The organism is Streptococcus parasanguinis, assembly GCF_001069785.1.
GTDB classification, from domain to species: domain Bacteria; phylum Bacillota; class Bacilli; order Lactobacillales; family Streptococcaceae; genus Streptococcus; species Streptococcus parasanguinis_T.
On sequence record NZ_JVSR01000086.1, the window covers coordinates 1 to 8,796 of the forward strand.

Sequence of the window (8,796 nt, forward strand, 5' to 3'; positions counted from 1 at the left end):
TGACTAATTATTGAGCCTAAGGTCTCAATAATTCCGAGTGCTAGAAACAATTTTGTTTCTAGCACTTTTCTCACGGCGGAAAGTTTCAATATATTCTTGATTCATTTTAAAAATGAAATCTCAGTTTTATTTCTTTGCAGAATCATTTAACTCATTCTTCTAAAAATTATTTTATCTATTCATGTCGCCGATTGAAGCGAAAGACTTCAAAATATTGAATGGCCCGGTAGATTAAAAAGATGGTCAAGATGATGGCCACTAGCCAGATAGTTTTTAAACCATAAAACTGGATCAAGTAGGTCGAAAAGATGGCCCCACAGACGAAACTCCCGATCAAGCAGGTCATAAAGATGGCTTCCCAGAGGAATTTCATCTCCTTTTCTCTGACAAAATTTCCATAAGCCACCATGGTTTTCTTGAGATTTCCGGTCATAAAAGAGTGGTTGTAGGCATAGCTACCTACTTCTCCAAATGAGGTCGCTACGATTCCTAAACTCAGGCCAAAAAAAGGCACGATGAAGACATTTTTTACCGATGCTGGTAAAAATCCTGTCACCAAAGTTGTGAGGATATAGGGCACTAGGGTACTCAAGCGCCAGACTGAATTATCAATCAAGCGACGCAAGACCGTCATTAAAAAGATCCCCAGCATAAAGGCCAGCATCGTGGCTAACTTCACTTCTACATCTGAGATCTGCTGGCCGATCAAACCAACCGATAGAAAGACCACATTTCCCGTCTGGCCTGCCGCCAAGGTCCCACCCCGACAAATAAAGGTATAAGCATCTGAAAAACCAGCACACATGGTCAATAAACAAGCGAACGCCTTGGTCCGCGAATGAAACTCCCTTTTCATTTCCATTCTCCTTAGGAAAAAGAGGGAGTGGTACAGAACGTTACATAACGTTTTTCGTACCTCCCCCGCAACATTGATGGAGAACTCTTCTGAGTCTTTTAGCGAATGAAGAGTCTCATCAACTACTGAGACATTCCGTCACTCCTCATATCCGTAGACACTTGGTGACCAGTTGCCCTTCTTCTCTCTTTTTCTATTTTCCCTCACGCGCTTCGTTGAGGATTTTTTCAATCTTGGTTGTGATCAAGTCAATCGCAACCGTATTGGTTACGCCCTCAGGAATGATCACGTCCGCATAGCGCTTGGTTGGCTCGATGAACTGGTGGTACATCGGTTTTACCACACCAAGATATTGCTCAATGACGCTATCGAGACTCCGTCCACGCTCTTCCATGTCCCGCTTGATACGGCGAATGATCCGCACATCATCATCGGTATCAACGAAAATCTTGATATCCATCAAGTCCCGAAGGCGCTTGTCTTCAAGGACTAAGATTCCTTCCACGATGAAGACATCTTGTGGTTCCTGACGATAGGTCTTGCTGCTGCGCGTATGTTCAGCATAGTCATAAGTTGGGATATCCACCGGACGACCCTCCAAGAGTTCATTGATCTGCGCAATCATCAAGTCCGTATCAAAGGCAAAAGGATGGTCATAGTTGGTCTTGATCCGCTCCTCAAAGGTCAAATGACTTTGGTCCTTGTAATAAGAATCATGCTCAATCATGGCAATCTTTTCATTCGGGAAATTAGCCAAAATGGCACGAGACACACTGGTCTTTCCACCACCAGAACCACCAGTAACACCAATAATAATAGGTCTATTTTGCATTTTCTACTCCATTACCTGTAGTCGTCTGAGAAGAAATAGACATCTCAGACACATCTTATCCATTTTACCATATTTTTGCCTAGACATGAATAGTTTTTCAGTAAGAAGTTTGGAAACAAAAAGGACCTTGCGGTCCTTTCATTACTTCACTTTTTCTAATTTAGCGGCAAATTCATTACCACCACGTAAGACGAGTATATTTTTTCCACCATTGACAGGTACGAAACAATAATTTGAATTAGCTTGTATATAGACTTCCTTAGCGCTCTTCACTTGATAGCCTTCTGATTTCACCGCTTCTTGAATTATGCCAAATGTGTGTTCAATCTCTTCTTTAGAAGTCGTGTCTCCATCATACTTTTCTTGATCAGCTAGAGAATAGAATGCGTAAGCCTTGTTATCGTAATACTTATCACTTATAATTCCATGATCTGAAATCTGAACAGTTGTATTATCTCCTTCTGTCACATTCTTCCATTTTCCAACCATGGCCTTTGGTGTTTCAACCTTGTGATAGACCAAATTATCTTCAAAGTTTCCTTTGTATGACTTATAAGTTTTCAAGTCGAATAAATCATTTCTTAAAATAATATTGCTTCCGTCTTTTTGGAGCAAGTTATAGCGTGTGTTCCCACCAGACTTAATAACAACAATTTCTGTCGTCTTCAGGTTAAATTTCTTATCGACATCCGCAAGTGAATGCAAGTCTGTTGCATTTAACAAAGAAAGTGCTGTATTAAATTCTTTTTTCGCTTCATTCCCCTTGAGAACCTTTTTGATGGTCTCACCACCATTGACTTTTTGTTTCTTTCCACTTAGTTCATAAGTAACCGGACTAGAATCCGTATTTCTCAACCAAACCCCATCTAGACTTGGTCCACCTGAAAAGAAAAAGAACCAAGCAAGAGCAATCACTGCGACAAGTCCCGCAACTGCGACCCCAATCTTTGTTTGTTTATTGAAAGAAAATGTCAATTTTTTCGGTCTTGGCACAGGTTGCAAGGTTTTCGCAGATGGTTGTGGTTGGACAAAACCCGTCTGCTCTTGTGAAAGAGGCGCACTAGGTGCAACAGGTGCTTCCTGAGAAGGAGCCTGCGCTTCAGTTGATGGAGCTGGTGCTTCTTTTCGCTCTACGACAAACTCCCCTTTTTCACGCGCTTCTTGAAATTCTTGCATACTTGGCTTGCGACCATTAACCGCTTCAAAGTATTCAACCCAATCTTTTTGATTCATCATATCCCCCTTATTGATTCATTATAAAAACTAACCATATTATACCACAAATCCATGGTTTATTTTGTGATTTTCAGAAAATAAATGAAAAGGACCTTTCGGCCCTTCTGATTTATTTCACTTTTTCCAATTTTTCAACTAAATGATAGTCTTCTGTGAAAACAAGGACTGTCTTCCCTCCATTTACAGGGACATAATAAAAATCAGATCCTAGTTGCTTGTACACGTCTTTCATACTAGTTAGCTGGTAATCTTGAGAATCGACCGCATCTTGAAGATCTTCATAGGCCTCTTTCACTTTGTCAGCTGTCTTTTCTTGATCAAACTTAGTTGAAGGCATCTTTTGGAGCTCTTCTAGGCTATAAAAAGCCGTTCCTTCGCTACTATCAAATTCGCTATAAGTAAGAATACCACGAGCATTTAATTCAAGATAATTGGTTTCATCATCATAAGAACGCTCAATTTTCCATTTCCCAACTAGCACTTTGGGAATTTCTGTCTTGTGAAAAATAGCATTCTTCTTAAAGCTCTCTGAATGATCACTATAGGTAACCAAATCCATCAAGTCATTGGCTAAAATCACATTGCTCCCATTGCTTTGGAGTAGATTATAAACAAGCCCATGCTCGTCTTTAATGATGATAACTTCCCTTGTGTGGAGGTCAAATTTTCTATCAACATCTGCTAAGGTTTTCAGCTTGTAGTAGTTTAACTGGTTCAAAGCCTTCTGAAACTCTTGTTTTGCTTCATTTCCTTTATAAACTTTCTCAATCTTATACTTACCATACGATCGTGGCTCTTCTTGATTTAACTCATAAACTACTGCTGTTGAATCAGCAGGCCCAACCCAAATTCCTTCCAAACTTGGAGTCGGTTGGAAGAAAAAGAAGTAAGCCAGTACAAAGATAGCTAGTATTCCCATACCTGATAAAGCCCATTTTGTCTGCTTATTCCATTTCACACTAAAGCGTTTGATAGCTGGAGTCTCAGGCCTTGACTCCACTTGTTACGGCATTTGAGCCTGCTCACTTTTCTCTCGTAAGGCTACCGCTGATGGAACTGGTGCTTCAGGAACGGTCTCTTTTCGTTCCACTACAAACTCACCATTCGCTCGTGCATTTTGAAACTCTTGCAGACTCGGCTTCCGGTTATGGAGTGCTTCAAAATAGTCAACCCAATCTTTTTGATTCATCTATTCCTCCTAATCGATGATTGTTTTCAAACTGATCCTATTATACCATACATGAAAGGGCAATCACTGTTTTTCAGAAAAAAAGAAAAAGTCCAAGCGATGTTCCACTTGGACCTTCTTCATTATTTCAAAACTTTTTGTGTTTTCGCGTAGTTGGCTTCTACAGCTTCTTTTTCAGCCTTCCACCAGTCTTGGTGGTCTGTGTACCACTTGATGGTATCTTCCAAACCTGCTTCGAAGTTTGTGAATTGTGGTTCCCAACCCAATTCTTCACGCAATTTGGTTGAATCGATAGCGTAACGCAAATCGTGACCAGCACGGTCTGTTACACGGTCGTAGGCGTCTTTTGGTTGACCCATTTTTTCAAGGATGAGCTCAAGCACTTCCTTGTTGTTCTTTTCACCATCGGCACCGATCAAGTAAGTTTCACCGATACGGCCTTTGGTGAGGATAGCCCAAACACCAGTTGAGTGGTCGTTGGTGTGGATCCAGTCACGGACGTTCTTCCCTTCACCATAAAGTTTTGGTTTGATCCCAGACAAGATATTGGTGATTTGACGTGGGATGAACTTCTCGATGTGTTGATATGGTCCATAGTTGTTTGAACAGTTTGAAATGGTTGCCTTAACACCAAATGAACGAACCCAAGCCTTCACGATTAAGTCTGAAGCAGCCTTAGTTGATGAGTACGGTGATGAAGGGTTGTATTTGGTTTCAGCAGTGAATTTTTCACCAGGACCTTCCCCATGTCCAGGAAGATCTTCGCGCAATGGAAGGTCTCCATACACTTCGTCTGTTGACACGTGGTGGAAACGAATGTCGTACTTACGAGCCGCTTCCAATAGTGTATAAGTTCCAACAAAGTTTGTGTAGATAAATGGAGATGGGTCTTTGAGGGAGTTGTCATTGTGGCTTTCAGCCGCATAGTGAACAATAGCATCAGCCTTGGCAGCCAATTTGTCAACTAATTCAGCATCAGCGATGTCCCCCACAACCAACTCGACACGATCTCCAAGGATTTCTTCAATGTTGGCACGGTTACCAGCGTAAGTGAGTTTGTCAAGGACAGTCACATGTACGTCTGGATGGTTGTTGTAGACATAGTGTACGAAGTTTGAACCGATGAAACCAGCTCCACCAGTTACGATGATATGTTTATATTCTGACATTTTTTCTCCAAATAATTTTTAGTTTTGATTGTTCCTTAAATCAATCTTTTTTTAGCTTTCCTTAGGTGAGTACGGAAGTTAGGTGAAATTATCCAGTGGATGATTTCAGCAATCCAGGAAGTTCCATGACTAAATTAAGATACAAAGGGCGTTTGCGGATAAAGTCAAAATAGGAAGTTTGACGCAGAATTTTTCGATTCTAGGAAAACTTATCTTTTTGACACAATCCGTAGCCCGTGTTCAATTAGTTTTGAGCCTAATGTCTCAAAACTTCCGAGCACCTGAAACAAAAATAGTTCAGGTGCTTTTCTCACGGCGGAAAGCTAAGTATATAACTCGCTTCGCTCGTTTATAGCAAAGCTAAAAACTATAGAATGCTTTCTTTGATTGTTTAAAGAGCTATTCTTACAAATCTTCTGCTTTTAGGGGTTTGACGTCTTTGAGCAGTGGGTGGTTCTTGTCTGCTTCTGAGACTTCTGCTTCTGCCAAGTTTTCCCATTGGATGTCTAGGCTTGGGTCTGCGTAGTTGACAAAAGCATATTTTGGTTTGAGTTCCAATGCCCAGTAATCATTGACTAAGTATGTATAAGCAACTTTATCTGTCAAAACTTGGAACCCATTGGCTACACCACGAGGGACGAAGATGCCTTTTGAAGCATCGATCACAGTTTGGTAGGTGTTCCCAAAGCTATCGCCTTCACGAAGGTCTACCCAAGTTCCAAGAACCTTGCCTTCATCTGCTACAGAGATGTACTTGTCCCAAGGCTCTGCATGCAAGCCACGCAAAACATTTTTACGAGAGAATGAAATATTGTTTTGCAACTTGCCTTCCGCAAAGAAGCTTTCAGGGAAGCCAAGAGGAAGCATTTTTTCTTTTTGGAAGTTTTCTTTAAACCAACCACGGTTGTCCCCACGCACAGGAATATCAAACTCCATCAAGCCTGGGATGGCTTCAATTTTGCGTGCTGCTAATTCTTTATCAAAAAATTGTTCCGTCATTAAGCTTCTCCAATCAAACGGAGCAAATATTGTCCGTATTCGTTTTTCTTCAGTGATTGCGCTAATTCATGGACTTGTTCTTTGGTGATATAACCCATGCGATAGGCAATTTCCTCAAGGTTAGCCACTTGGACATTTTGCAAGCGTTGAACAGTTTCGATATATTGAGATGCTTGCAAGAGACTTTCGTGAGTTCCTGTATCCAACCAGGCAAAACCACGGCCCATGAGCTCAACAGAGAGATCTCCACGCTCCAAATAAGCCTTGTTGACATCTGTGATTTCAAGCTCGCCACGAGGACTTGGTTTGATGTTTTTGGCAATCTCTACCACATCATTGTCATAGAAGTAAAGTCCAGTCACTGCAAAGTTGGATTTTGGATGTTCTGGTTTTTCTTCGATAGAGATGGCATTCATATCCGCGTCAAACTCTACCACACCAAAGCGTTCCGGATCTTTGACTTGGTAACCAAAGACAGTCGCTCCTTTTTCCTTCGCTTCTGCCCGTTGCAACATCTTGGTTAAGCCGTTTCCGTGGAAGATATTGTCCCCAAGGATGAGGGCAACATGATCGTCACCGATAAAGTCTTCTCCTATGATGAAGGCTTGCGCCAAGCCATCTGGACTTGGCTGCTCTGCATAAGAGAGGGAAATACCAAGTTCAGAACCATCTCCAAGAAGCTCTTCAAAACGAGGTAGGTCTTGAGGCGTCGAGATGATCAGGATATCTTTGATCCCAGCCAACATAAGCGTTGACAGCGGATAGTAGATCATTGGTTTGTCATAAATGGGCATCAATTGTTTAGAAGCCGCACGTGTCAATGGATACAAACGAGTTCCTGAGCCCCCTGCTAAAATAATACCTTTCATAATGTTAGGCCTTTCTACGTAGTCATTACCCTTATTTTATCATGTTTATATAAAAAAGTCACCTTGCATTTGTGTTACAAGGTGATGACAGGAGATGAGTGTTGTAGAATTGTTAGCATTGGTCTTACTCATGATTCAAATAGATTACTGCTCCTTGACTGAGCCGTCTGAAAACCTTACCTTTACTTCAGATTTGGTCGTGCCTTTCCTAGAATCCATAAAGCTCTGAAATTCCTCATCTTCATTATGATAGACCCCTATCTTCATTTTATGAACATCTTTATCATAGGCTAATTCGTGTTGCTTTGTAGTCCCATCAACAAATGTAATTTTGACATCAGCTCCCCATGCGTCTGAAGTAATGGAGCTATAGGATGGGTTTTTAATCTCAATTTCCTCAATTCCCTTGTAAGAATGCTTCAAGGTCTTTACAAAGCTGACTTCATACTCTCTATTGCGTCGCTTCTCTTCCATTTTTTTGTTCATATGAAACAAAAAGATCCCAACTACCATAAGGAGAGCCAAAGCGATGACACTCATCATCCTTTTGCTTTTCTTTATAAACTTGATTTTTACCATAAGATAATACTCCTGACTAATGAAGAACCCTTTGAGCTGTATCTGACTATCTTTTTTCTCAAAGACAATAACAGCAATCAAAAAGAGAGCTTGTCCTGATGCTCTCCTTTTCAGTTCCTTATCCCAAAGCGACGTCTAGGATCATCATAATGACAAAGCCAACCATGAGACCCAGGGTCGCAACATCTGTGTTGCCGTTAGTCTGGGAATCTGGGATCAACTCTTCAACCACCACGAAGATCATAGCGCCTGCCGCAAAAGAGAGAGCATAAGGCAAGATAGCCGTCATGGATAAGACGGCCACTGCTCCTAGAAGGGCTCCGATGGGCTCGACGATGGCTGACATAGATCCCCAATAAAAGGCATTGAGACGGGATTTTCCATCCGTCCGGATTGGGATTGAAAGAGCAGCCCCTTCTGGGATATTTTGCAAGCCAATCCCAATGGCCAGGCCAACCGCCCCGATAAAGGCTTCTGGACTTGGATTGCTAGCCAGAGCTCCAAAGGCCACCCCAACCGCTAAGCCTTCTGGGAAATTGTGGATGGTAATGGCGAGAAAAAGGAGGATTGTTTTAGACAACTTCTTCTCCCGCGGCGTATGGATACTCTCAGCCTCATCAATCTCCTTCGTCATATGAAGGAGAGGGACGATGGCGTCGATCAAACGGAGGAAAAAACCTCCAGCTAAAAAACCGATAGCCGCTGGCAACCAAGCCAAGCTCCCATAGGAGAGTTTTCCACATACTAAATCGACGGTTGCAAGAGGGACCAAAGTGACGCCGCAATCATGACCCCTGCCGCAAAGCCCATCATGATGTCCAGTAACTTACGACTGATATGCTTAAAGAAAAAAACGATGGCTGACCCGACAATGGTACAGCCCCATGTAAACAATCCTGCGAGAAAGGCCTGTAAGACCACGGATTGCGATTGAAACCAATTCATAACAACTCCCATTTTCTCGATGATTCACTTCTTCTATTCTACTATTTTTAGCCAAATTACGGAAGGTCTTTCGAAAAAAAGAGAGTGGGACAGAAATCGGTAATTCGTTAGAATTCGATTTC

The 8,796-nt window shown here is 41.8% G+C and carries 9 protein-coding genes and 1 pseudogene; all 10 read right to left on the reverse strand.

Annotation, left to right across the window (positions count from 1 at the left end; all coding sequences use genetic code 11):
- Positions 1-175: 175 nt before the first annotated feature.
- The gene (locus tag ADG03_RS08045) at positions 176-856 is read right to left on the reverse strand and encodes a YoaK family protein (RefSeq protein WP_049472456.1); all 681 of its coding nucleotides are present in this window, start codon (positions 854-856) and stop codon (positions 176-178) included.
- Between the two features lie 193 nt (positions 857-1,049).
- A complete protein-coding gene (gene udk, locus ADG03_RS08050) occupies positions 1,050-1,688 on the reverse strand; it encodes a uridine kinase (protein ID WP_003002524.1) in 639 nt (212 codons plus the stop codon).
- Positions 1,689-1,829: 141 nt separating this feature from the next.
- Entirely contained in the window at positions 1,830-2,921 is a 1,092-nt protein-coding gene (locus tag ADG03_RS08055) for a DUF1720 domain-containing protein (protein WP_049472458.1), read from the reverse strand.
- A 112-nt stretch (positions 2,922-3,033) separates the two neighbouring features.
- Positions 3,034-3,924: a hypothetical protein gene (locus ADG03_RS08060; protein ID WP_049472460.1), complete on the reverse strand. Its 891-nt coding sequence runs from the start codon at positions 3,922-3,924 to the stop codon at positions 3,034-3,036.
- A 3-nt stretch (positions 3,925-3,927) separates the two neighbouring features.
- Positions 3,928-4,113 carry a hypothetical protein gene (locus tag ADG03_RS11250; RefSeq protein WP_049472461.1) on the reverse strand — a complete coding sequence of 62 codons (186 nt, stop codon included), beginning with the start codon at positions 4,111-4,113 and terminating at the stop codon, positions 3,928-3,930.
- A 122-nt stretch (positions 4,114-4,235) separates the two neighbouring features.
- Entirely contained in the window at positions 4,236-5,282 is a 1,047-nt protein-coding gene (gene rfbB / locus ADG03_RS08070) for a dTDP-glucose 4,6-dehydratase (protein ID WP_003002700.1), read from the reverse strand.
- A gap of 405 nt (positions 5,283-5,687) precedes the next feature.
- Complete coding sequence (locus ADG03_RS08075; protein WP_049472463.1) at positions 5,688-6,281, reverse strand: dTDP-4-dehydrorhamnose 3,5-epimerase family protein; 594 nt, start codon at positions 6,279-6,281, stop codon at positions 5,688-5,690.
- Positions 6,281-7,150: a glucose-1-phosphate thymidylyltransferase RfbA gene (rfbA, locus tag ADG03_RS08080; protein ID WP_003002772.1), complete on the reverse strand. Its 870-nt coding sequence runs from the start codon at positions 7,148-7,150 to the stop codon at positions 6,281-6,283. The genes ADG03_RS08075 and rfbA overlap by 1 nt, the downstream gene beginning before the upstream one ends.
- Before the next feature lie 144 nt (positions 7,151-7,294).
- Positions 7,295-7,729 carry a hypothetical protein gene (locus ADG03_RS08085; RefSeq protein WP_049472464.1) on the reverse strand — a complete coding sequence of 145 codons (435 nt, stop codon included), beginning with the start codon at positions 7,727-7,729 and terminating at the stop codon, positions 7,295-7,297.
- Between the two features lie 118 nt (positions 7,730-7,847).
- Positions 7,848-8,674, reverse strand: a pseudogene (locus tag ADG03_RS08090) (ZIP family metal transporter).
- Between the last annotated feature and the right edge of the window lie 122 nt (positions 8,675-8,796).